At 75.0% G+C, this 21,942-nt stretch carries 23 protein-coding genes; 11 read left to right on the plus strand and 12 right to left on the minus strand.

Going from position 1 to position 21,942, the window contains the following annotated elements; all coding sequences use genetic code 11:
* Positions 1-129: 129 nt before the first annotated feature.
* From LX15_RS15300 to iolD, 9 genes are all read left to right on the plus strand, one after another.
* Positions 130-1,146, plus strand: coding sequence for a Gfo/Idh/MocA family protein (locus LX15_RS15300; RefSeq protein WP_253670255.1), 1,017 nt, complete (start codon positions 130-132; stop codon positions 1,144-1,146).
* Positions 1,143-2,081 (plus strand): TIM barrel protein, encoded by a 939-nt coding sequence (locus LX15_RS15305; protein ID WP_253670256.1) that lies wholly within the window; start codon positions 1,143-1,145, stop codon positions 2,079-2,081. The genes LX15_RS15300 and LX15_RS15305 overlap by 4 nt, the downstream gene beginning before the upstream one ends.
* Positions 2,078-3,097 (plus strand): sugar ABC transporter substrate-binding protein, encoded by a 1,020-nt coding sequence (locus tag LX15_RS15310; RefSeq protein WP_253670257.1) that lies wholly within the window; start codon positions 2,078-2,080, stop codon positions 3,095-3,097. Before LX15_RS15305 ends, LX15_RS15310 begins: the two co-directional genes overlap by 4 nt.
* An 84-nt stretch (positions 3,098-3,181) precedes the next feature.
* Positions 3,182-4,222 carry an ABC transporter permease gene (locus LX15_RS15315; RefSeq protein ID WP_253670258.1) on the plus strand — a complete coding sequence of 347 codons (1,041 nt, stop codon included), beginning with the start codon at positions 3,182-3,184 and terminating at the stop codon, positions 4,220-4,222.
* Positions 4,223-4,226: 4 nt separating this feature from the next.
* On the plus strand, positions 4,227-5,087 hold the full coding sequence (locus LX15_RS15320) for an ATP-binding cassette domain-containing protein (protein WP_253670259.1): 861 nt from the start codon (positions 4,227-4,229) through the stop codon (positions 5,085-5,087).
* A 20-nt stretch (positions 5,088-5,107) separates the two neighbouring features.
* A complete protein-coding gene (iolC, locus tag LX15_RS15325; protein ID WP_253670343.1) occupies positions 5,108-6,043 on the plus strand; it encodes a 5-dehydro-2-deoxygluconokinase in 936 nt (311 codons plus the stop codon).
* Positions 6,040-6,963, plus strand: a complete 924-nt coding sequence (locus LX15_RS15330; RefSeq protein WP_253670260.1) for a Cgl0159 family (beta/alpha)8-fold protein — start codon at positions 6,040-6,042, stop codon at positions 6,961-6,963. Before iolC ends, LX15_RS15330 begins: the two co-directional genes overlap by 4 nt.
* Positions 6,960-7,868 (plus strand): 5-deoxy-glucuronate isomerase, encoded by a 909-nt coding sequence (iolB, locus tag LX15_RS15335; RefSeq protein ID WP_253670261.1) that lies wholly within the window; start codon positions 6,960-6,962, stop codon positions 7,866-7,868. Before LX15_RS15330 ends, iolB begins: the two co-directional genes overlap by 4 nt.
* On the plus strand, positions 7,865-9,739 hold the full coding sequence (iolD, locus tag LX15_RS15340) for a 3D-(3,5/4)-trihydroxycyclohexane-1,2-dione acylhydrolase (decyclizing) (RefSeq protein WP_253670262.1): 1,875 nt from the start codon (positions 7,865-7,867) through the stop codon (positions 9,737-9,739). The genes iolB and iolD overlap by 4 nt, the downstream gene beginning before the upstream one ends.
* 378 nt (positions 9,740-10,117) lie before the next feature.
* On the opposite strand, the gene LX15_RS15345 is transcribed toward iolD, so the two are convergent.
* Positions 10,118-10,303: a DUF3073 domain-containing protein gene (locus LX15_RS15345; protein WP_253670263.1), complete on the minus strand. Its 186-nt coding sequence runs from the start codon at positions 10,301-10,303 to the stop codon at positions 10,118-10,120.
* Between the two features lie 206 nt (positions 10,304-10,509).
* Between LX15_RS15345 and LX15_RS15350 the strand changes: the two genes are divergently transcribed.
* Positions 10,510-11,463 (plus strand): DUF8083 family protein, encoded by a 954-nt coding sequence (locus tag LX15_RS15350; protein ID WP_253670264.1) that lies wholly within the window; start codon positions 10,510-10,512, stop codon positions 11,461-11,463.
* Positions 11,464-11,538: 75 nt separating this feature from the next.
* Here the strand turns inward: LX15_RS15350 and LX15_RS15355 are convergent, their stop codons facing one another.
* The 7 genes from LX15_RS15355 to LX15_RS15385 all read right to left on the minus strand — a co-directional run bounded on the left by LX15_RS15355 (position 11,539) and on the right by LX15_RS15385 (position 17,784).
* Entirely contained in the window at positions 11,539-11,811 is a 273-nt protein-coding gene (locus LX15_RS15355; protein WP_253670265.1) for an antitoxin, read from the minus strand.
* Positions 11,812-12,145: 334 nt separating this feature from the next.
* The gene (locus tag LX15_RS15360) at positions 12,146-13,372 is read right to left on the minus strand and encodes an MFS transporter (protein WP_253670266.1); all 1,227 of its coding nucleotides are present in this window, start codon (positions 13,370-13,372) and stop codon (positions 12,146-12,148) included.
* Between the two features lie 118 nt (positions 13,373-13,490).
* Entirely contained in the window at positions 13,491-14,441 is a 951-nt protein-coding gene (locus LX15_RS15365) for an asparaginase (protein WP_253670267.1), read from the minus strand.
* A 49-nt stretch (positions 14,442-14,490) separates the two neighbouring features.
* Positions 14,491-15,066, minus strand: a complete 576-nt coding sequence (locus tag LX15_RS15370; protein WP_253670268.1) for an RsiG family protein — start codon at positions 15,064-15,066, stop codon at positions 14,491-14,493.
* Positions 15,067-15,136: 70 nt separating this feature from the next.
* A complete protein-coding gene (locus LX15_RS15375; protein WP_253670269.1) occupies positions 15,137-16,033 on the minus strand; it encodes a beta-keto acid cleavage family enzyme in 897 nt (298 codons plus the stop codon).
* Between the two features lie 228 nt (positions 16,034-16,261).
* Positions 16,262-17,389, minus strand: a complete 1,128-nt coding sequence (gene ygfZ / locus LX15_RS15380; RefSeq protein WP_253670270.1) for a CAF17-like 4Fe-4S cluster assembly/insertion protein YgfZ — start codon at positions 17,387-17,389, stop codon at positions 16,262-16,264.
* A complete protein-coding gene (locus LX15_RS15385) occupies positions 17,386-17,784 on the minus strand; it encodes a Fur family transcriptional regulator (RefSeq protein WP_253670344.1) in 399 nt (132 codons plus the stop codon). Before LX15_RS15385 ends, ygfZ begins: the two co-directional genes overlap by 4 nt.
* Before the next feature lie 129 nt (positions 17,785-17,913).
* On the opposite strand from LX15_RS15385, the gene LX15_RS15390 reads away from it, so the two are divergent.
* Positions 17,914-18,768, plus strand: coding sequence for an aminodeoxychorismate lyase (locus LX15_RS15390; protein ID WP_253670271.1), 855 nt, complete (start codon positions 17,914-17,916; stop codon positions 18,766-18,768).
* Positions 18,769-18,859: 91 nt separating this feature from the next.
* Here the strand turns inward: LX15_RS15390 and LX15_RS15395 are convergent, their stop codons facing one another.
* From LX15_RS15395 to LX15_RS15410, 4 genes are all read right to left on the minus strand, one after another.
* Complete coding sequence (locus tag LX15_RS15395; RefSeq protein ID WP_253670272.1) at positions 18,860-19,816, minus strand: 5-oxoprolinase subunit C family protein; 957 nt, start codon at positions 19,814-19,816, stop codon at positions 18,860-18,862.
* Entirely contained in the window at positions 19,813-20,472 is a 660-nt protein-coding gene (pxpB, locus tag LX15_RS15400; RefSeq protein ID WP_301304646.1) for a 5-oxoprolinase subunit PxpB, read from the minus strand. The genes LX15_RS15395 and pxpB overlap by 4 nt, the downstream gene beginning before the upstream one ends.
* A gap of 127 nt (positions 20,473-20,599) precedes the next feature.
* Complete coding sequence (locus LX15_RS15405; protein WP_253670274.1) at positions 20,600-21,241, minus strand: heme-binding beta-barrel domain-containing protein; 642 nt, start codon at positions 21,239-21,241, stop codon at positions 20,600-20,602.
* A 395-nt stretch (positions 21,242-21,636) separates the two neighbouring features.
* Positions 21,637-21,942 carry a DUF1416 domain-containing protein gene (locus LX15_RS15410; RefSeq protein ID WP_253670275.1) on the minus strand — a complete coding sequence of 102 codons (306 nt, stop codon included), beginning with the start codon at positions 21,940-21,942 and terminating at the stop codon, positions 21,637-21,639.

The raw sequence follows: 21,942 nt of genomic DNA on the forward strand, positions 1-21,942 counted from the left end.
CGGGTTTCCTTCGGGTTCGTGGTGGTGTGACCCTTGACACCGCCGTGACGCAGGCTACAGCATTAGCGCGCTCTAACCAATAGAGCGCTCTAACGAGAACCCCCTCCCAGCAGGACGGAGACGCAGCGGATGCGGATCGGAGTCGCGGGGGTCGGTCGGATCGGCGCCATGCACGCCGCCAACCTGGCCTCACTGGACCAGCTCGACGAGGTGCTGCTGTTCGACCCGGTCCCCGGCCGGGCCGAGCTGGCCGCGGCCGACCTCGGCGGCAGGGCACGGCACGTCGACGACCTCGACGCCCTGCTCGCCGGCAGCGACGGCGTGCTGCTGGCGACCCCCACCTCCACCCACCCGGAGATGCTGCGCCGCAGCGTCGCCGCCGGGGTGCCCACCCTGTGCGAGAAGCCGCTCGCCGACGACCTCGACATCATGCGGTCCCTGGTCGACGAGATCGAGCGGGCCGGGGTGGAGGTGCTGGTCGGCTTCCAGCGGCGGTTCGACCCGGCGATCGTGGAGCTGCACCGGAGGCTGCGCGCCGGCGAGGTCGGCCGGGTCTACCTGGTGCGGTCGGTCTGCGTCGACGCCGACCCGCCCGCGCTGGAGTTCGTGGCGACCTCCGGCGGGTTGTTCCGCGACTGCCTCATCCACGACCTCGACGCGGTGCCGTGGCTGGTCGACGAGCCGGTGGTCGAGGTCTACGCGTCGGGCTCGGTGCTGGTGGACCAGGCGTTCGCCGAGGTCGGGGACGTGGACAACGCCGTGGCGGTGCTGCGCTTCGCCGGCGGGGCGCACGCCCTGCTCACCGCCGGCCGGCACGACCCGCTCGGCTACGACTGCCGGATGGAGGTCTTCGGCAGCAGGGACACCCTGGCCGTCGGCCTGGACGAGCGGACGCCGCTGACCTCGCTGGAGCCCGGCGGTCCCAGGGTGGGCGACGCCTACCCCGGCTTCCCGGAGCGGTTCCACCGCGCCTACCTCAACGAGCTGGCGGTGTTCCTCGACGTGGTCGCCGGGCGCGCGGCCAACCCGTCGCCGGCCAGGGAGAGCCTGGTCAGCCTGCGCCTGGCCGAGGCGTGTGAGCGGTCCCGCCGGAGCGGGGCCCCGGTCAGGATCGAGCGGCAGCAGCCGGTGGGGGTGGCGGGATGACGCCGACGAGGCCGACGCCGCCGCCGAAGACGCCGCTGCCGAAGGTCGCGGGGGCCCCGATCTCCTGGGGAGTGTGCGAGGTCCCGGGCTGGGGCCACGTCCTCGACCCGGGGACTGTGCTCGCGGAGATGGCCGCCTTGGGGTTGACGGCCACCGAACTCGGCCCGCCCGACTACCTCCCCAGTGATCCGGAGCGGCTGCGGGCCGTGCTGTCCGGGTACGGCCTGGGCCTGGTCGGCGGCTTCCTGCCGGTCGTGCTGCACGACGCCGCGCCGCGGGACGAGACCCTGGCCGAGGCCGACCGGGTCGCCGGGGTACTGGCCGCCGGCGGGGCCGAGGTGCTGGTGCTGGCCGCCTCGACCGGGCTGGACGGCTACGACGAGCGGCCGGCGCTGACCGACGAGCAGTGGCGGACCCTCGTCTCCACCGCGGCGGCCGTCCGCGACGTGGCCGCCCGGCACGGGCTGACCACGGCCCTGCACCCCCACGTGGGCACGCACGTGGAGACCGGGGAGGAGACCGAGCGGTTCCTCGCCGACTCCGACCTGCCGATCTGCCTGGACACCGGGCACCTGCTCATCGGCGGCGGCGACCCGGTCGCGATCGCCCGCCGGTGGGCGGGCCGGATCGGCCACGTCCACCTCAAGGACGTGCGGGCCTCGGTGGCCGCGCGGGTCAGGGCCGGCGAGCTGACCTACACCGAGGCGGTCGGGCAGGGGATCTACACGCCGCTGGGGGACGGCGACGTCGACGTCGCGTCGATCGTCGCGTCGCTGACCGAGGCCGGCTACCGCGGTTGGTACGTGCTGGAGCAGGACACGGCGCTGTCCGGCGACGGGGCCGAGGAGGCCGCCCAGCCGCGGCGCGACACCGCGCGCAGTCTCGCGCGTCTGCACGAGCTCCTCGGCGTGAGAGGGATCAGGGAGGGACGATGACGTCCAACCGCTCTGCGAGGCGGGGACCGGCCGGGCGGCGGCGCGTCGGCGCCGCGGCGGCGCTGGCGGCGGCCGCGACCCTGCTGGCCGCCGGCTGCACCGGCCCGGCCGCGGCCCCGCCAGGCGGGGGCGGCGCGACGCCGCCGGGCGCCGCCACCGGCGAGCTGCGGGTCGCGGTGATCAGCCACGGCACGCCCGGTGACTCCTTCTGGGACGTGGTGAAGAACGGCGCCGAGGCCGCGGGCCGGCAGCTCGGCGTGAAGGTGGACTACAACGCGGCCGCCGACCCGGCGTCCCAGGCGCGGCTGGTCGACAACGCCGTCGCGCAGAAGGCGGGCGGCATCGTGGTCTCCATGGCCAACCCCGACGCGCTGCGGGACTCGGTGCGCAGGGCGGTGGACGCGGGGATCCCGGTGGTGACCATCAACTCCGGCGAGGAGCGCAGCCAGGAGTTCGGCGCGATCACGCACGTCGGGCAGAGCGAGGGCGTGGCGGGCGAGCGCGCCGGCGAGACGCTGCGCAGGGCCGGCAGGACGAACGTGCTGTGCGTGATCCACGAGGCCGGCAACGCCGGGCTGAACCAGCGGTGCGAGGGCGCGCGGAAGGCGTTCGGCTCGGTGCGGGACCTCCAGGTCGACATCAGCAACCCGACCGACGTGCAGTCCCGGATCAAGGGCGCGTTGGGGACGGACGGCTCGATCGACGCGGTGCTGACCCTCAACCCGCAGGTGGCGGCGAACGCGGTCAGCGCGGTCAGGGACGCCGGCTCCTCGGCGGCGGTGGCCACGTTCGACCTCAACGCGGACGTGATCAACGCGATCCGGGAGGGCCGGCTGCTGTTCGCGCTGGACCAGCAGCAGTACCTCCAGGGCTACCTGCCGGTCACCTTCCTGAAGCTCTACCGGGACAACGCGAACACCGTTGGCGGCGGCCGCCCGGTGCTGACCGGGCCCGGCGTCGTTGACAAGTCCAATGTGGACACCGTCGGGAGCTACGCGGGGCGCGGCACGCGCTGACCCGCCCCGCGGCGGCGGCCGGCCCCCGGTCGCCCCCGACCGCGGGGCCGCCGCCGCACCCGCTCCCAGGACAAGGAGGACATCTTGGCCGTAGTCGCGCACACGGTGGACGAACGGCTGGCGCGGACCCGACCGCTGGACCGGCTCCTGGTCCGGCCCGAACTCGGCTCGCTGCTCGGCGCGCTGGCGGTGTTCGCGTTCTTCTCGGTGGTCACCGACCAGTTCCTCAGCGCGGGAGGGGTGTCCACCTGGCTGGACGACTCGGCGACGCTGGGGATCATGGCGGTGGCGGTCGCGCTGCTGATGGTCGGCGGCGAGTTCGACCTCTCGGCGGGCGTCATGACCGCCTCGACCGGCCTGGTCACCGCGATCCTGGCCACCCAGCTCAACTGGAACGTCTGGTGGGCGCTGCTCGCCTCGCTGGTCTTCGCGCTGGTCGTCGGCGCGCTGAACGGGTGGCTGGTGATGCGCACCGGGCTGCCCAGCTTCATCGTCACCCTCGGCACGTTCCTGGCGTTGCAGGGGCTCAACCTCGGCGTCACCAAGCTGGTCACCGGCACGGTGCAGGTGTCGGGGATGCGCTCGACCGAGGGCTACGCCTCGGCCGGTTTCGTGTTCGCCTCGACGGTGAACGTGGGTGGCGCGACGTTCCAGGTGTCGGTGCTCTGGTGGCTCGGGTTCACGGCGGTGGCCACCTGGCTGCTGCTGCGCACCCGCCTCGGCAACTGGATCTTCGCGGTGGGCGGGGCCGCCACCAGCGCGCGCCAGGTGGGCGTGCCGGTGGTCCGCACGAAGGTGCTGCTGTTCATGACCACCGCGGCGGCCGCGTGGCTGGTGGGCGGCATCAACGTGCTGCGCTACACGTCGGTGCAGGCCAACCAGGGCATCGGCCAGGAGTTCTTCTACATCATCGCGGCGGTGATCGGCGGGTGCCTGCTGACCGGCGGCTTCGGCTCGGCCGTCGGCGCCGCGGTCGGCGCGCTGATCTTCGGCATGACCCGCCAGGGCATCGTGTTCGCCGGGTGGAACAACGACTGGTTCATGTTGTTCCTCGGCGTGATGCTGCTGGCCGCCGTGCTCGTCAACAACGCCTTCCGCCGCAGGGCGGAACGGGTCAGGAGGTGACAGGGTGAGCACCCCCCTGCTGGAGGTACGGGAGGTCGGCAAGCGCTTCGGCGGCGTGATCGCCCTCAGCGACGTGTCCACGACGGTCAACGCCGGCGAGGTCACCTGCGTGCTCGGCGACAACGGGGCCGGCAAGTCCACGCTGATCAAGATCCTGGCGGGCGCGCACCCGCACGACGCCGGCGAGTACCTGGTCGAGGGCGAGCCGGTGCAGCTGTCGTCGCCGCGCGAGGCGCTGGACCGGGGCATCGCCACCGTGTTCCAGGACCTCGCCGTGGTGCCGCTGATGAGCGTGTGGCGCAACTTCTTCCTCGGGTCGGAGCCCAGGGTGGGCTGGGGGCCGCTCAGCATGATCGACCGCGGGAGGGCCAGGGAGGTCACGCGGAAGGCGTTGGCCGACATGGGCATCGACCTGCGGGACGTGGAACAGCCCGTGGGCACGCTCTCCGGCGGCGAGCGGCAGTGCGTCGCGATCGCGCGGGCCGTGCACTTCGGCGCGAAGGTGCTGATCCTCGACGAGCCCACGGCCGCGCTGGGCGTCAAGCAGGCCGGGGTGGTGCTGCGCTACGTGGCGCAGGCCAGGGACCGGGGGCTGGGGGTCGTGCTGATCACGCACAACCCGCACCACGCCTACCCGGTCGGCGACCGGTTCCTGCTGCTCAAGCGGGGGCGCAGCCTGGGGTGCCACGAGAAGCGGGACATCACCCTCGCGGAGTTGACCCGGCAGATGGCCGGCGGCGCGGAGCTGGAGGCGTTGGAGCACGAGCTGCGGCAGGAGCGGGTGGTGCCGCGGCCGTCGTCCCCGACCCTGGAGACCGTGCCGGCGGCGCCGGCCGCGCCCCCCGCGCGGCCGGGACGGAGCTGACGAGCCAAGGAAGGCGTGAACTGGTGAACCTGGAGGTGCTGACCGTCGGCAGGGTCGGCGTGGACCTCTATCCCGAGCAGAGCGGGGTCCCGCTGTCCGGGGTGCGCACCTTCGCCAAGTCGCTCGGCGGCACCGCCACCAACGTGGCGGTGGCCGCCGCGCGGCTGGGGCGCCGCAGCGCGGTGTTGACGAAGGTCGGCCGGGACGGTTTCGGCGAGTACGTGCGGGAGGCGTTGCGGGGCTTCGGCGTCGACCCGTCCCACGTGGGGACCGAGCCCGACCTGCTCACCCCGGTGGTGTTCTGCGCGTTGGACCCGCCGGCCGACCCGCCGCTGCTGTTCTACCGGCTGCCCACCGCGCCCGACCTCAGGGTCCGGCCGGAGGACGTGCCGTGGGACGTGGTGCGGGAGGTCCCCCTGCTGTGGGTCACCGGCACGGGGGTGTCGGCGGAGCCGGCGCGGGAGACGCAGCGGGAGATGCTGCTGCGGCGCGGCCGTCGCGGGCACACCGTGCTCGACCTGGACTACCGGCCGATGTTCTGGCCCGACGTGGAGACCGCCCGCCGTGAGATCGGCTGGATGTTGGACCACGTCACCGTGGCGGTCGGCAACCGGGCCGAGGTGGAGGTGGCGGTCGGCGTCGCCGATCCCGAGGAGGCGGCCGGGCGGCTGCTGGACCGGGGCGTCGAGCTGGCGTTGGTGAAGAAGGGCGGCGACGGGGTGCTGGTCGCCACCCGGGAGGGCTCGTGGACGGTGCCGCCGAGGCCGGTGGACGTCGTCTGCGGACTGGGCGCGGGGGACGCGTTCGGCGGAGCGCTGGCCCACGGCCTGCTCTGCGGGTGGGACCCCGTGCGGATCGCCCGCTACGCCAACGCCGCCGGCGCGCTGGTGGCCGGCCGGCTGGCCTGCGCCGACGCCATGCCCACGCTCGACGAGATCGAGGAGTTCCTCTCGTGAAACCCGCCATCAGTGACGCCGACTGGGCCGAGCTGCTGGAGACCAGGGCCACCAACCCCGGCGCGGTCGCCAGGGCCTACGCCACGCGTCGGCGCAGGGAGCGGCTGCTCTCCGACGCCGGCACGCTCTTCCTGGTCGCCGCCGACCACCCCGCGCGGGGCGCGCTCGGCGTCGGCGGCGACCCCATGGCGATGGCCGACCGCCGGTCCCTGCTCGCGCGGCTGCTCGTCGCGCTGGCCAACCCCGCCGTGGACGGCGTGCTCGGCACCCCCGACGTGGTCGAGGAGCTGCTCCTGCTGGGCGCGCTGGACGACAAGATCGTCATCGGGTCGATGAACCGGGGCGGCCTGGCCGGGGCGGACTGGGAGATCGACGACCGGTTCACCGGCTACGACGCGGCGTCGATCGCCGCGAGCCGGCTCGACGGCGGCAAGATGCTGCTCCGGCTCGTCGACGACGACCCCGGCACCGTGCCGACCCTCCAGTCCTGCGCGCACGCGGTGTCCGAGCTGGCCGACCACGGGCTGATGGCGATGGTCGAGCCGCTGCCCTACGCCAGGGACGGGGCGGGCCGGCTCGTCCTGCGCCGCGACCCGGACTCGCTGGCCAGGGCCGTCGCCGTGGCCAGCGGCCTGGGCCGCACCTCCGCCCACACCTGGCTCAAGCTCCCCGCGCCCGGCGCCCCGGACGCCGTCCTGGGCGCCACGACGCTGCCGGTGATCCTGCTCGGCGGCGTGCCGTCGCCGGACCCGGCCGCCGACCTCGCCTCGTGGGGCGCGGCGCTGCGTCACCCCGCCGCGCGGGGGCTCGTCGTCGGCAGGGCGCTGCTCTACCCGCCGCACGGCGACGTGGCGGGGGCCGTCGAGGCCGCCGCCCAGGTCCTGCGTTCCGCCCGCTCCCCCGAGGAGGTCCCCGCGTGACCGCCAGCGCGTTGCACCGGCCGCACGGCAGCCTGGCCGACGGCGACGACCCGATCCTGCTCACCCCCGAGGGCGCGGGGTGGACGTGGACCGGGTTGCGCGTGCTGCGGTTGGACCCCGGCACGCGCCGGACTGTCCACACAGGACAGTTCGAGGCGTTCGCGCTGCCCCTGTCCGGCGGGTGCGCGGTCGAGGTCGACGGCGAGCGGTTCGAGCTGGCCGGCCGGGAGTCGGTGTTCACCAGGGTCACCGACTTCGCCTACCTGCCCAGGGACGCCGAGGTGGTGCTGACCAGCGCCGGGGGCTGCGAACTGGCCCTGCCCATGGCGCGGTGCGACCGACGCCTGAGCCCGAGGTACGGGCCGGCCGAGGACGTGCCGGTGGAGGTCAGGGGAGCCGGCACCGCGACCCGGCAGGTGACCAACTTCGGCGTGCCGGGGGTCTGGGACCACGCGGACCGGCTCAACGCCTGCGAGCTGATCACCCCGGACGGGAACTGGTCCTCCTACCCGCCGCACAAGCACGACGACACCGAGCCCTGCCCCGTCGCCAACGAGGAGATCTACTACTTCCGTATCGGCGGCCGGGACGGCGTCACTCCGAGCCGCGAGGGCTTCGGACTGCACCGCACCTACACCGACGACGGCGAACTCGACGAGGACGTGGTCGTGCGCGACGGCGACGTCTTCCTCATCCCGCGCGGCTACCACGGCCCGTGCGTCGCGGCCCCCGGCTACCCCATGTACTACCTGAACGTGCTGGCCGGGCCGGGCGAGGAACGCTCCATGGCGTTCTGCGACGACCCCGCCCACGGCTGGGTCCGCGACACCTGGGCGACCACCCCCACCGACCCCCGCTGCCCGGTCACCTCGGCCGCCGGGCGCGTCCAGGGAGGCCAGCGATGAGCACCGTCCGCCTCACCACCGCCCAGGCCCTCGTCCGGTGGCTGGTCGCCCAGCGCACCGAGCTGCTCGACGGCGCGGAGGCCCCGCTGTTCCCCGGCGTGTTCGCGATCTTCGGGCACGGCAACGTGCTCGGCGTGGGCACCGCCCTCGACGAGCACCGCGACGCGCTGCCGACCTGGCGCGGGCACAACGAGCAGGGCATGGCGCTGGCGGCCGTGGCCATGGCCAGGGCGACCCACCGCCGGCAGGTCGGCGTCGCCACCTCCTCGATCGGCCCCGGCGCGCTGAACATGGTCACCGCGGCCGGCGTCGCGCACGCCAACCGGCTGCCCGTCCTGCTGCTGCCCGGCGACACCTTCGTCAACCGGGCCCCGGACCCGGTGCTCCAGCAGGTCGAGCACTTCGGCGATCCCACGAGCACGGTCAACGACGCGTTCCGCGCGGTCAGCCGCTACTTCGACCGGATCACCCGGCCCGAACAGCTCGTCGCCACCCTGCCCCAGGTCGCCAGGGTCCTCACCGACCCGGCCGAGTGCGGTCCGGTCGTGCTGGCGCTGCCGCAGGACGTGCAGGCCGAGGTCCACGACTTCCCCGCCGCGCTGTTCCGCCGGGTCGTCCACCGGGTGCCGCGGCCCCGCCCCGACGCCAGGGAGGTCGCCGAGGCGGCCGACGCCCTGCGCGCCGCCCGCCGGCCGTTGCTCGTGCTCGGCGGCGGCGTCCGCTACTCGGGGGCCGGGCGGGTCGCGGTGGAGTTCGCCGAGGCGCACGGCATCCCGGTCACGGAGACCACCGCCGGCCGCACCCTCGTCCCGCACGACCACCCGCTGCACGCCGGGCCGCTGGGCATCACCGGCTCCACCTCGGCCAACGCGCTCGCCGGCCGCGCCGACCTGGTGCTGGCCGTGGGCACGCGGCTCCAGGACTTCACCACCGCGTCCTGGACGGTGTTCCACCCCGAGGCCCGGCTGGTCGCCCTCAACGCCGCGCGGTTCGACGCGGTCAAGCACGGCGCGCTCGCCGTCGTCGGCGACGCGGCCGAGGGGCTGCGCGAGCTGGACGCGGCCGTCGGCGCCGGCTACCACGCGGACGAGGACTGGACGGCCCGGGCGGCGACCGAGCGGGCCGCGTGGGACGCGCACGTCGACGCGCTGCGCGAGCCGACCCCCAAGGACGGTGTGCCGACGTATGCGCAGGTGGTGGGCGTCGTCAACGAGCTGTCCGGTCCCGACGACTACGTCATGACCGCCTCCGGCGGCATGCCGGGGGAGCTGGTCGGCGGCTGGCGGGCCACCGGCCCGGCCACCATGGACGTCGAGTACGGCTTCTCGTGCATGGGGTACGAGCTGTCCGGGGCCTGGGGCGCGGCGATGGCCCGACGCCGGACCCACCCGGAGGGCGTCGTCACCACGCTGCTCGGGGACGGCTCGTACCTGATGCTCAACTCCGAGCTGTACTCCGCGGCCTTCGCCGGGCACGGCTTCGTCGCCGTGGTCTGCGACAACGACGGCTACGCGGTGATCGCCCGGCTCCAGACCGGCCAGGGCGGCGGGGCGTTCAACAACATGTACGACGACTGCCGGTCCGAGCACGCCGGCGACCGGCGGCCCCGGGTCGACTTCGCCGGGCACGCCACGGCCATGGGCTCCGCCGTCCTGCCGGTCGCCGACCTGGCGGACCTGCCGGCGGCCTACGGCAGGGCCAGGGAGATCGCGGTGGCCGAGCGCCGACCGGCCGTGGTCGTGGTGCGCACCCACCCCGCGTCGTGGACCGAGGCGGGGGCGTGGTGGGAGGTGGGCGTTCCCGAGCACCTCGCCGGCCACGCCGCGCACCAGGACGGCAAGCGACGCCAGCTCAGGTACGCCACCGGCTGACCGGGGACGCCACGGCAGGAGGGCGGACGGGGACGAAGGACGGCCCGTCGCCGCTGGGACCAGCGGCGACGGGCCGTCCTCGTGTGCTCCTCGTCGTCCGGTGGACCCGGGCGACCGAGCTGTGGACATCGTCCCGAACGCTCAAGTGCCGTTCAGCGCGCTGGACGCGGTTGTTCCAGGCCCAGCCGCACCCAGCGCGCTGACGTGTTCCGGGCAGGTGGAACCGCCCGTGTGGCTCTCTCGATCCTTGCCCCACCCGGGCGCGTGCCAGTCCGGCCGGAGGGCCGGGGGAGGAACGAACCCGGGAAGGCAGGACGACATGCCGAGACCGACTGACACTCCGCGCCGACCGTCAGGTCGCCGACGGAGGCAGCGGGGTCAACGGCGCCAGTCGTCGTACCCGTCGTCGTACGGGTCCTCGAAACGGTCGTCGTCCTGCTTGTCGCCAAAGGACTTGCCGCCCGACAGCTCCCGCTGCAGGGCCTCGAAGTCCGTGGCGGGGGAGCTGTACTTGAGCTCTCGGGCCACCTTCGTCTGCTTGGCCTTCGCACGGCCGCGCCCCATGGCTCGACCCCCTCGCACAGGGACGGGGCGGCCGGGGGAAACGGCGGCCCCGTTCGGTCTCGACAACTTCTCCTGGTAACTACCGTACCGTGCCGACGGGGTTTGACGCGACGCGGCACCGCCTCGGGGGGCGTGATGTGCGACCCCGGGGCTCGCCACGGGGCACCGCGCTGACCCCGCGCCGGGACTCGTGCGAGTATGCCGGGGTGCCGCGTCCGTTCGTCGCCTACCTGAGGGTGTACGAACCGTTGCCCGTGATTGACGCTCCGTTGCGGCAACGGGTGGAAGAGGCGTTGCGGACCAGGAACCTGGACCCCGCCGACGCCGGAGACCGGGAACGCGAGCTGTGGCTGAAAGCACAGCTCGCCGTCCCGCCGAGACTGCTGCCCTGCGAACTCGCCGACGGCAGCCCCGCGCCCAACGCGCCGATGGACGTCCTCGTGCTCGACCCCTCGGAGGTCCCGGTGGCCGACGCCGAGGACGAGCTGGACGACACCGCCGACGCCCTCGACGCCGACACCTCGGGCGTGGGGCCGGCCGAGGTGGGTCCCGGCCCGCTCGTGTGCCCGCTGGACGTCCGGCCGCGCTCGGCGGCGGCCCTGGTGGGCTTCCTGGCCACCGCTCCGGTCCCGCTGCGCGAGTTCGTGCTCCCGGTGTCCGCCGACGCGGTCCGCGCCAGGGCCTCGGCGGTGATGTCCGAGCTGACCGGGGGCGCCGTCCACGTGGTCTCCTCCACGTGGACCGTGCCGCTGCCGTGGTTCGCGCTGGTCGACCCGGACAGCCGGCAGGTCGTGCTCGCCCCGCAGGACGACCCCCGGCGGCGGGTCTGCTGGCGGATGGCCATGGCGGACGCCCGCCGGCGGGTCAGCAGGGCCTACAGCATCGTGCGCGGGACCATCGGCGAGGACGGCCCGGCCAAGGTGCTCAGGGACACCGGGCGCTGGCTGGAGCACTTCCACCCGAACTCGGCGGTGGAGCTGGACTACGGCGGCCTGGTGCAGTTGCTCGACGACGCCCAGCTCCTGGCCGACACCTCGGCCCACGACGTGCACGCGGCGGTGAACGCCCTCGAGGTGGGGGACGTCGACGAGGTCGCCGAGCTGTACGAGCGCCTCAGGGACTTCTGGGCGGACGTCGCCGAACGCGAGCGCTTCAACTAGCCCGCCGACGAGCGCCCCGCCGGTCCCGCCGCCCTCGGGCGGCGCGGCCGGAGCGGGGCGCGGCGTGTGCGGGGGTCAGCGTTGGGGCTCGTCGCCCTCCTGCGGCGGCCGCTGCGTGCCGAGCTGCTCGCCGAGCTTCTCCTTGCCGGTCCTGATCTGGTCGCCGTACTTGCCGCCGGTCCGCTTGTCGGCCATCTCGGCCGCCTTGTCGACGCCCTCCCTGACCTTGTCCTCGTGGCCGGTCACGAGTCCCTTGATCTTGTCCATGATGCCCATGTCGCCCTCCGGGCCTCCCTGGTCGCGTGCCCGCCCGACAGGCCGGCTGGCGGCCGACGCCGTCCCGGTCACGGAGCTTCTCCCGTCGCGCCTCACCAGCGGGTCGCGCCTCACCAGCGGCCGGAAACGATCGCGCCGCCGGCGGACCGCGTGGGCGGCGGGCGGAGCGGCCCGACGGCCGGCCTCCGGGCGGGACCTGTCCCGCCTCCCGGGTTCCCCCGCCGCGCCGACCACTCACCGAACGGGTGAAGCCGCCCGGCGTTTTCACCCGTCCGAGACCCTGCTCCACCGGCCGAACTGTCAGCCCTCCCCGGAACACTGAGAACCGGGGGACCCCCTAAGACCAAGCCCTGGGGTCGCGCGACCAAGCTCTGAAGTGACGCGAGTGGCGGCTCGCCACTCCTCCTCACCTTCCGGTGACGTCGACCTTCGGGGGAGGCGCGGCTCGCTCCGGCAGCCCCTCGCCCAGCCCGTGCAGGACGAGACGCGCCGCCACCGCGCTGCCCGAGGCCACCACCAACGCCACCGGCCACGAGACACTCGTGGCGATCCAGCCGACCACCGCCGGGGTGAGGGCCGCCGCCGTGAAGTTCGCCGTGTTCTGGAGCGCGAGAGCGGTGCCGCCGCGCCCGTCGGGCGCCATCTCCCCGGCCGCCGTGTAGGCGAGCCCGTTCCAGCACAGCGCCAGCGCGGCCGTGGGGACCAGCGCGGCGACCACCAGCGCCGGCGCGGCCAGGTCGAGGAGCGCGCTCACGGCGAACCCCGCGGCCACGAGCACCGCCAACAACCGGAGCGGGCCGAGACGCTGTCGGACCGCGTCGGACCACACGCCCGCGCCGAGCCGGCCCGCGCCGCCCAGCACCTGCGCGACGCCGAGCACCGCCGCGGCGGCGCCCAGGGAGAGACCCCGGTGCTCGTGGAGCAGCTCCACGAGCAGCGAGGAGGCCGTGAACTGCGGCACCACGAGCAGCGCGCTGCCCGCGCTCAGCCGCCACAGCCTGGGCGAACGCAGGACCAGCGTGACGCCGGCACCGGCCCGCCGGGGCGTCCGCACGGCCCCGGGTGGCTCCCGGACCCACAGCGCCGCCGCGAGCGCGACCACGGCGGTCACCGCCGCCAACGACACGAAGGCCGAGGGCACACCGCCCCGCGCGGCCAGACCGGGCAGCGTCGCCGCCGCCAGCGCCGCGCCCAGCGGCGTCGCGGTCTGCCGGACCCCCATCGCCAGACCGCGCCGCTCGTGCGCGAACCAGGTCATCACGGCCCGCCCGCTGGCCGCGTTGACGCTGGCCCCGAACAGCCCGACGCCGAGCAGGGCGGACCCGGCGACCAGCGGACGGGTGGCGAGGGCGGCCCCGCCGAGGCAGGCCGCCGAGCCGAGCAGACCGGTCACCATCACCGGTCGCTCCCCGAACCGGTCGGCGGCGGCTCCCCAGGGGACGAGCGCGAGCAGCGTGCCGAGGCTGACCGCGCCGACCAGCAGGCCGACCGCGGGCAGCTCGAGTCGGAAGTGGTCGCGGAGCTGGGGCGTGAGGACCGGCAGCCCGAGGAAGGCCGCGGCGTTCACGCCCTGCGCGGCGGCGCCGACCGCCAACACGACCCAGCGGTAGGCGGCTCCTCGTCCGGTCGGCACGCCCGGACGATATCGACCATCATCCAGGATGTGGAATACCTATTCCACATCCTGGGCGTGGTCGGGAATGGCCGCGGGCCGGCGCCTCGGCCGCCACGGGTTCGACGAGACCGGCGACTCAGCCGAAGACGCCGGGGAGCAGCCGGGCGGAGCCCACCGGCCGGCCGCCGCCGAGGACGTCCTCCTCCGCCAGGTCGTCCAGCTCGGCGGACGCGGGCACGCCCAGCGCCCTGAGCGCCCCGACGGTCACCGGGAGGCGGGCCCGCCCCGCGCCGTCGGTGATCTTCAGGGCGATGGCGCCCACCCCGGGCGCCGCGGCGGCGTGCACGCCCTCGGCCCCGGCCTTCGACAGCAGGCCGGGCACCGCGCCCATCAGCCGCGTGTCCTCCCGACCGGTGCCCGCCACGAGGTAGGGGTGCGCGCGCATCGCGTCGGCGATCCGCCGCTCCGGGCTGCCAGGCTCCGCGGCCACCAGGGTGGCGAACGCCCGGGCCAGACCGATCAGCGAGATCGCGAACAGCGGCGCGCCGCACCCGTCGACGGCGGTCGCGGCGACCCGCTCGCCCGCCAGCTCCTCCACGGTCTCCCGCACGGTGACCTGGAGCGGGTGGGCCGGGTCGAGGTAGTCCTCGGTGGACCAGCCCCGCTGCACGCACGTGGCGAGCATCGCGGCGTGCTTGCCGGAGCAGTTCATCGCCGCCCGGCGCGGACCCCCGCCGGCGGCCAGCAGCGCGGTGCGGCTCGCCTCGTGGCCGGGCAGGTCCGGCGGGCAGCCCAGCGCGTCCTCGTCCAGCCCGTGCTTGCGCAGCACGGCCAGCGCGCGCTCCACGTGCTCCGGCTCGCCGCTGTGCGAGGCGCAGCCCAGGGCGAGGTCGGCGTCGTCGGGCAGGTCCAGCCCGCACCGCAGCATCGCCAGGCCCTGGAGCGGCTTGTTCGAGGAACGGGGGAAGACCGGCCGCTCCGGCCCGCCGAGCGCGTGCAGGACCTCGCCGTCCGGGCCGAGCACGACCACCGACCCGCGGTGCACGCCCTCCCGGAAGCCGTTCCGGACGATCTCGACCAGCTCCACCGGGTCTGCCCCGGGCGTGTGCGGCGCGGTAATGGTGGCCTCCCTGTCCTCAGCCCCCCTCGGAATCGCGTCGGGCGCGCTCCGCGGCGAGCAGCTCGTCGACCGACGCGTGGCCCTCGCGGTACCGGCGGGCGATCTCGGCGTTGAGCCGGTCCACCACCGCCTGGACCTCGCGTCGGCGCTGCGAGACCGACTCCTCCTCGGCGGTGTAGGCCCGCAGCGCGTCCTCCAGCTTGCCATCCGACAACGCTGTGACGTCCGACAAGTCCACGTCGGAGACCAGCGCCTCCACGTGTCGGCGGTGCGCCTCGGCCCGGGACGGCTCCATCGTCTGGTACCGGCCGGAGCCAGTGGCCGGGCCCACCGCGTTCACCGCGAGGATGCCGGCGAGCTGTTCCACGACGGAGCTGGCGCCGCCCTCGGCCCTCCGTCGTTGCTCGGCGCGGACGATGTCGATGCGGGCGTGCAACAGCCGGCGCAGGTAGGAGAGGTCGGTCTCCTCCTGCGCCGCCTCGTCGCGCAGCGCCCGCACGTCGTCGAGCGAGCGCCGCTCGACGCCCTCCGTGTAGTCCGGGGCGAGCACGCGGTCGATGCGCCGCCGCCCGCCTGGACGGACCTCGATCACGCGTCCATCCTGCGGGACACCGCGCCCAGCAGCCAACACTTCGTCGCTCCTCGGTGGTGAGCTGTCCGGATCAGGACGGGGCCCCGGCGGGCAGCCGGACGCCCAGGATCTCGCGGACCTCGTCGGGGGTCAGCGGGGGGCGCTGCGCGACGCGGGCCAGCCCGGCGGCCCTGGCCACGAGCTGCGCGTTGTCCCGCACCCGCTCGCCCCGCGCGTAGGACAGCGTGTCCTCCATCCCCACGCGGAGGTGTCCGCCGGCCGCGAGCGAGGCGAACAGGACCGGCAGCGTCGCGCGCCCCACGCCGGTGGCCGAGAACGTGGCGCCCTCCGGCAGCAGCCGGAGCGCGGCGACCAGGGTCTCGGCGTCTCCCGGCATCCCGCCGGGCACGCCCATCACGAGGTCGACGTGCACGTGCCCGCCGGCGGGGAGGCCGTGCTCGTCGAGCAGGCGGCGCAACGCGGCGAGCTGCCCGAGGTCGAAGATCTCGTACTCGGGGACGATGCCCCGCTCCCGCATCCGCCGGTGCAGCTCGACGATGAACTCCCAGCGGTTCAGGAACACGTCGTCGCCGAAGTTGACCGTGCCCATGGTGCAGGACGCCGAGTCCGGCAGGGCGTCCAGCACCCGGAGCCGGTCCGCCTCGGGGTCGGTGACCGCGCCGCCGGTCGAGAGCTGGACGACCAGGTTGGTCTCCGAGCGCAACGCGGCCACGGTCTCCCTGAGCCGACCCAGGTCGAGGGTGGGCCGGGCCTGGTCGTCGCGGACGTGCACGTGGATCATGGCGGCGCCCACGTGCTCGCAGTCCCTGGCCGTGCGCACCAGCTCGTCCAGCGTGACCGGCAGGGTGGGCACGTCGGCCTTGGCGTGTTCGGCCCCGGTGGGGGCCACGGTGATCAACGTGCCGTGCGCTCCGGGTCTCCCCGGCGCGGCGCCGCGCGTCGCGCTCGGACCAGGCGTCTCTGCCATACGGCCGATCCTGGCACAGCCGGGGTCCCGCACACCTCCTCCCGAAGGAGGGCGGGGGCGCATGTCCCCCATCCGGCGCAGTGGGCGGAGGACCCCGTCCACGCCTCGCCCGCTCACCGCGTCCGGCGGTGGGGGCCCGCGCCATGTCGGCCGTCCGGGTGAGCCGTGGGTGGACAGGGCGACCCGCCCGCGACGAGCAGTCACGGGCGGGTCGCGGACGTCCCGGCCTCAGCCGTGGAGGCGGCGGATCGCCTGCCGCCCCGGCGGCTCGCCCGTGTCGCTCGGGACGGAGTCGGGGTCGACCGCGGCGGCCACGGCCCTGTCCTCGGCCCCGGCCACGAGCTGGGTGTCGATCGGCGTCGACCGCTTGAGCAGGGCCAGCGCGATGGGGCCCAGCTCGTGGTGCAGCACGGCGGTGCCGACCCGGCCGACGGCCTTGCCGTCCAGGGTGACCGGGTCGCCGGGCTCGGGCAGCACCTCCGGCGAGCCGTCCAGGTGCAGCAGCACCATGCGGCGCGGCGGCTTGCCCAGGTTGTGCACGCGGGCGACCGTCTCCTGGCCCCGGTAGCAGCCCTTGTCCAGGTGCACCGCCCCGCCGATCCAGCCGACCTCGTGCGGGATGGTGCGGTTGTCGGTGTCCAGGCCGACCCTGGGGCGCAGCGCCTCCACGCGCAGCGCCTCGAACGCCCAGCTCCCCGCGGGGCGGGCCCCGGCGTGTTCCAGGCGCTCCCACCAGTCGACCAGGGCGGCTCTGGGCACCAGCAGGTCGTAGCCGGCGGGCCGGGGCCACGGCATGCGGCGTACCCAGCCGCCGCCCGCGACGGGGAGCACGCCGAGCGCCTCGGTCGGCGCGGTCGCGCCCGCGGCCGCCAGCAGCTCGGGGGCGTCGGGGCCGAGCACCGACAGCAGCGCGAAGTCCGGCGAGGCGTCGGCGACCTCGACCTTGGACCAGAACCGCATCGAGTCCAGGTAGGCCAGGACCGGCTGCGGCGCGGCCGGCGGCAGCGCGCCGGTGGCGGTGGCCCCGTGGTCGGCGTCCAGCCAGACCCGCTCGTCCACGTGGGCGAGCACGAGGTGGCAGTCGACCCGGCCGTTGCCGTCCAGCACCAGCGCCTCGGTGCCCGCGCCGTCCGGGAGCTGGGTGAGGTGCTGGCTGAGCAGGGTGTGCAGCCAGCTCAGCCGCTCCTCGCCGGACACCGCCAGCACGGTGCGGTGTGAGCGGTCCACGACCACGGCGGTGCGGGCGGCGGAGCGCTGCTCGGCGAGCGGGTCGCCGAAGTGCCAGGGCACGCCGGCGTCCGGCGAGTCCTCCGGCGGCGCGACCGCGCCGGGTCGGGCGAGGAGCGGTGAGATCACGTCGGTTCTCCGGGCTTGTCGGGTGTGGTCGCGCAGCCGGCGCAGACGCCGTGCAACGCGACATGGGTGGCGTCCAGGTGGAAACCCCGGTCCCGCCGGAGTTGTTCCACCAGACCGGAAAGCGTCTCGCAGGGCACCTCGTCCACGTCGCCGCAGCGGTGGCAGACCAGGTGCACGTGTTCGTGGTCCTCGACCGAGTACGAGGGCGCCCCGTGGCCGAGGTGGGTGTGGCGCACCAGGCCGAGTCGCTCCATCAGGTCGAGTGTCCGGTAGACCGTCGTGATGTTGACCGTCGGAGCGGTCCGTCGCACGTGGTGGCAGATCTGTTCGGGCGTGGCGTGCTCGAGTTCGCGCACCGCGTCGAGCACCAACTGCCGCTGCGGGGTCATCCGCATGCCCCGCTCGTGCAGCGTGCGCCGCAGGCTGGTGTCCACAGCCCTGATCGTAGGCGCGTCCACCACCTCCGGCTGAGCGCTGTCGGACGCCGCGTGCGCTGGCCGTTCGCCGGCCCGTAATGTTGGTCCATGCGCGTGCTCGCCGGCCTGGACGGAACCCTGTTGGACCCCGAAGCCCCGCTGCTGCGCGCGGATGATCTCGGGGTTCTCCGGGGCGACGGCGTCTTCGAGACCGTCCTGGTCGTCGACGGCCGGCCTCGCGAGCTGGAGGCCCATCTGGACCGGCTGGCCCGGTCGGCGGCCATGCTCGACCTGCCGGAGCCGGACCGCGTCGCGTGGCGGCGCTGCGCGCGGGCGGTGATCGACGCGTGGCCGGTGGGCGAGGAGATGGCGCTCAAGCTGGTCTACACGCGCGGACCGGAGTTCGGCGACGGGTCCACCACCGCCTACGCGATGGGCCTGCCGATCAGCGAGTCCACGCGGCGGCAGCGCGTCGAGGGGGTCTCGGCGCTGACGTTGGAGCGCGGGTTCGCGCCGGAGCACGCCGAACGCGCGCCCTGGCTGTTGTTGGGAGCCAAGTCCCTGTCCTACGCGGTGAACATGGCCGCCCTGCGCCACGCCCAGGCCAACGGCGCGGACGAGGTGATCTTCGTGGCCGCCGACGGCTCGGTGCTGGAGGGGCCGACGTCCACCGTGGTCGTGGTGCGGGAGCGCACCCTGCGGACGACGCCGCCGAGCAGCGGCGTGCTGCCGGGGACCACGCAGGCCGCCCTGTTCCGGGGCGCCGAGCGGGCGGGGTGGACCACCAAGGTCGAGCCGTTGCGCGCGGCGGACCTGTGGGAGGCGGACGCGGTGTTCCTGGCGTCGAGCGTCCGTCGCGTCACCCGGGTGCACACGTTGGACGGCGAGGCGTTGCCGCGCCCCGAGCGGGCGCGGGAGCTCCAGGCCGTGCTGAACGACCTGTACGAGGCCGAGTACCTCTGAGCCGCGCACCTCGGACCGCCCTGGTCCGCGTGGCCGGCGGCGGACGCCGAGCGGCCCGCGCGCGGGGCCACCGGGTGGACCGGCCCCAGAATCACCGGGCGGACCTCGCGCGCGTCGGCTCGAAGCGCACGGCCGTGCCCGGCCTGGCCTGCCCCAACAGGGGCAGCGCCTCGGGCAGGGCCACGGCGATGACGGGGTAGCCGCCGGTCGTCGGGTGGTCGGCGAGGAACACGACGGGACGCCCGTCGGCGGGCACCTGCACCGACCCGGTGACCATGCCCTCGCTCGGCAGCTCCCTGCCCAGACAGGGTTCGGCGCGTGGGATGGCCGGTCCGTCCAGCCGGATGCCGACGCGGTTGCTCTGGGAGGACACGAGCCACCGGCCCCGCCGGAGGCGCTCGGCCGCGTCGGAGAACCAGTCATCCCGAGGGCCGAGCAGGACCGGAACCACCAGTTCGTCGGGCGGGCACGGCACCGGGACCTCGTCGGCCCCGCACGGCAGCCCCTCTGCCGGGCCGAGGGGCAGCACGTCGCCGGCGGCCAGGGGTGGCGGGCCGAGGCCGGACAACACGTCGGTCGAGCGGCTCCCCAGATCGGGGGGAACGGCGATGCCCCCGGAGAACGCCACGTAGTCGCGGAGGCCGGTGCTGGGCACGCCCAGCGTCAGCTCGTCGCCGGGCGCGAGGTGCGCGGGGGCGTGGGAGTCGGTCGCGTGCCCGTTGACCAGCACGGAGACGGCGGGTCCTGTCACGGCCGCGGTGCAGGAGGACAGGGCGCGCAGCGTGAGCCCGCCCAGGAGCACCTCCAGCCCCGCGGCGTCCTCCAGGTTCCCGACGAGCCGGTTGGCCAGCCGCAGCGCGGGCGCGTCGAGCGCGCCGGAGGGCGGCACCCCGAGGTGGGCGTGGCCGGGGCGCCCCAGATCCTCGACGAGCGCCTGCGGGCCGGGCCGTTTTACGACGATCGCGCGCTGCGCTGATGGCTCGCCGACGCGGGTGGTTCGGGTCTGCCCGGCTCCGGGTCCCGTCGGGGGCGTGCTGTCCGAGTTCATCCCGCCACCTCGAACCGGACCTCGTCGCCGGGGGTGAGGAGGGCGGGCGGGTCCCGGCGCGGGTCGAACACCGTCACGTTGGTGTGTCCGACCAACCGCCAGCCGCCGGGGGACGAGCGGGGGTAGACCGCCGTGAACTCGCCGGCGAGGCCCACCGCGCCAGCGGGCACGGCCGTCCTCGGGGTGTCCAGCCGGGGTTGCCGCAGCGGCTCGGGCAGGCCGACCAGATAGCCGAACCCGGGGGAGAACCCGCAGAACGCGACGCGGTAGCGGGCTCCGGCGTGCAGCGCCACCACCTCGTCGCGGCTCAGCCCCGCCATGCTGGCGACCAGGTCGAGGTCAGGACCGTCGTAGACGACCGGGAGCACGACCTGCCGGGGCGGCGTAGTGGGGGAACGCCGGCCATCGACAGCGCCGGAGGCGTCCTCGGCGCGGTCCGCTGCGAGGACCTCCCGGAGCGCGGACAGGTCCAGGGCTCCCGGCCGCGCCACGACCAGCACGGTCCTGGCGGCGGGCACGACCTCGACCAGGTCCGGAAGGCGTCCCCGGTCCACCGCGTCGCGGACCGCGACACGCACGGCGTCCACCTCGGCCAACGAGCCGAGTTCGACGAGCGCCGCGTCCGGCCCACAGCGCCGCAGCTCCACGCCGACCATGGTCGCGCGGACACGGCCGCGCCGCCGTCGTGGCGGCCGCCCACCTCGTCACGGGCAGCTCCACCCGGTCGGGCGGCCGACCTCGCGGCGGGACCGCGTCGCCGGCGCGCCCGGCGTCAGCGGAAGATCAGCCGACGATGCGCCGCAGCCGCGCCGACGCGTGGGGCTGCATCGACTGGCCGGACATCGCCCGCTCCTCCACGTAGGCCAGGTCGCCACCCTCGACGATGCCGTACAGGCGCTGCGCGGCCGTGACGTCGCGGGCCGTCGCCGTGCGCACGACCGCGTCGGTGGCCAGCTCCCACGCGGTCTGCCCGCGCGGACGGCCGTAGAAGATCTCCACGACGCCCGTGGAGTGGGCGAGCAGCAGCTCGATCGTGTCGTCGGGCTGCGGCCGCCACCAGCCGACCTCGCGCGCCGCCTGCCGGACGACCCGGCCCTCCTCGTCCAGCAGCCAGGCCCGCGCCTCGTAGTAGAGGAACGGCCGGCCGTCGTGGGCGAAGGTGACCTGCTGCCCGTACCGGTACGGGCCGTCGATGGTCGGGTAGACCACCTCGCCCTCACCGCGCCACACGCCCACCAGCGGCAGCAGGGACAGGCACTGCTCGTGCAGGTCGGCGCCCTGTCGCAGGTTGGCGGTGTCGGCGGGGACCGGCAGGTCGTCGAACTGGGGCAGGTTGCGGTTCCGGGTGGCGGCGGCGCGTTCGGCCGCGGCGCGCAACGCGGCGTCGCCGCTGCCGGGAACGGGCTGGCCGGGGGTCTCAGTCATGGTCTCGCTGGGGTCGTCGTCAGCGCTGGTCGGCGAACAGGCGGTAGACCACGTAGCCGGTGAACCAGGTGGTCAGCACGACGACCAGCACCATCAGGGCGGTGAACAACCAGTGCAGCACCTGCCGAGGATAACGGCGGACGCCCCCGGCCGGGGCAGTGAGGTTCCGCTCATCGCCGCACACCAGCGCCCACCACCGCCCACCACCACGCGTCGCCGCCCGCCGAGGGCACGCCGACGGCCCGGACCACCACGGGGTGATCCGGGCCGTCGTCAGCGAGGAGGCGAGCCGAGAACCGCCAGCCATCGTCCGCTCTTGGGGGCCGCTCTCGGGGGCCGCTCTCGGGGTCCGCTCTCGGGGTCCGCTCTCGGGGTCCGCTCTCGGGCGGGCGCCCTCAGGCGACCGCGACCTCCAGGGTGTGCAGGCCGGGGCCCTCCGCGTTGACCGCCGTCTCACCCCGTCCCGACCGGTGCAGCGCACGCACCGTCCAGGACCCGGGCGCGGCGAAGAACCGGAAGTCGCCCTCCGGGGAGGAGACGACCTCGGCGGTGAACTCGCCGGAGGCGTCCAGCAGCCGCACGAACGCGCCGCCCACCGGCTGCCCGTCGGCCAGCACCTTCCCGGTCAGGACGATCTCCCTGCCCGGGTCCACGCCCGCCGGCAGCGCGGCCGACTGCTCCGGGGCACCACATCCGCTCAC

The sequence above is a fragment of the Streptoalloteichus tenebrarius genome (assembly GCF_024171885.1).
Lineage (GTDB): Bacteria > Actinomycetota > Actinomycetes > Mycobacteriales > Pseudonocardiaceae > Streptoalloteichus > Streptoalloteichus tenebrarius.